The organism is Pseudomonas sp. NPDC089918 (assembly GCF_050280605.1).
Classification (GTDB): Bacteria; Pseudomonadota; Gammaproteobacteria; order Pseudomonadales; family Pseudomonadaceae; genus Aquipseudomonas.
This window is the reverse complement of sequence record NZ_JBNNVP010000110.1, coordinates 1-1221: the sequence shown is the minus strand read 5'-3', so window position 1 is coordinate 1221 and position 1221 is coordinate 1. Positions and strand designations below refer to the sequence as shown.

1 protein-coding gene and 1 pseudogene are annotated in these 1221 nt (G+C 58.5%); one reads left to right on the top strand and one right to left on the bottom strand.

Features of this window, described 5'->3' with window-relative positions:
• Positions 1 to 95, bottom strand: a pseudogene (locus ACQKPC_RS30405) (mannose-1-phosphate guanylyltransferase); the annotation flags it as partial.
• A 36-nt stretch (positions 96 to 131) separates the two neighbouring features.
• Between ACQKPC_RS30405 and pheS the strand changes: the two are divergent.
• The coding region (pheS, locus tag ACQKPC_RS30400) for a phenylalanine--tRNA ligase subunit alpha (RefSeq protein ID WP_427628337.1) at positions 132 to 1221 on the top strand (1090 nt) is incomplete at its 3' end.

The window sequence follows — 1221 nt, the reverse complement described above, 5'->3', positions numbered from 1 at the left end:
CCGGCCGAGCACCCGTCAAACAGCTGCGGGTGCAGCACGGCAATGCCGCTATAGGTCAGGGTTGATGTGTCCGGTTGACCGTCCTGCACCAGGCCCAAGCTCTTCCCCTATTTTGTATCTGGAGTCTGTACATGGAAAACCTGGATGCGCTCGTCTCTCAAGCACTAGAGGCTGTGCAAAGCGCTGAAGATATCAATGCCCTGGAGCAAATCCGGGTTCACTACCTTGGCAAAAAGGGCGAATTGACTCAGGTGATGAAGACCCTGGGGAATTTGCCGGCAGAAGAGCGCCCACAAGTCGGCGCGCTGATCAACGTTGCCAAGGAGCGTGTCACAGAGGTTCTCAATGCCCGCAAGGCACTGTTTGAAGAGGCCGACCTGGCCGCCAAACTGTCCGCCGAGTCCATTGACGTGACCCTGCCTGGCCGTGGCCAGACCTCCGGTGGTCTGCATCCGGTTACGCGCACTCTGGAACGTATCGAACAGTTCTTCACCCACATAGGCTACGGCATTGCCGAAGGCCCTGAGGTCGAAGACGACTATCACAACTTCGAAGCGCTCAACATCCCAGGCCATCACCCGGCCCGGTCGATGCATGACACCTTCTATTTCAATGCCAACATGTTGCTGCGCACCCATACCTCTCCGGTACAGGTCCGCACCATGGAATCGAAACAGCCGCCGATCCGCATCGTCTGCCCAGGCCGTGTGTACCGTAGCGACTCCGATATCACTCACTCCCCGATGTTCCACCAGGTCGAAGGCCTACTGGTCGATCGCGATATCAATTTCGCCGACCTGAAAGGCACCATCGAAGAGTTCCTGCGCGTGTTCTTCGAAAAAGAACTGGCCGTGCGTTTCCGTCCTTCGTACTTCCCGTTCACCGAGCCATCCGCTGAAGTCGACATGGAATGCGTGATGTGCAGCGGTAAAGGTTGCCGTGTCTGCAAGCAGACTGGCTGGCTGGAAGTCATGGGCTGCGGCATGGTTCACCCGAACGTGCTGCGCATGTCCGGGATCGACCCGGAAGAGTTTTCGGGCTTTGCCTTCGGCATGGGCGTTGAGCGTCTGGCCATGCTGCGTTACGGCGTGAACGACTTGCGTCTGTTCTTCGACAACGACTTGCGTCAGGCCGTAATGCTCATCAAGCATGCCCGGCGCGTTTGGGGCTTTGGGGGCGTAGTCGCGAGGCGGTTCCTGATCGCGCGGTGGCGTCAGGCGT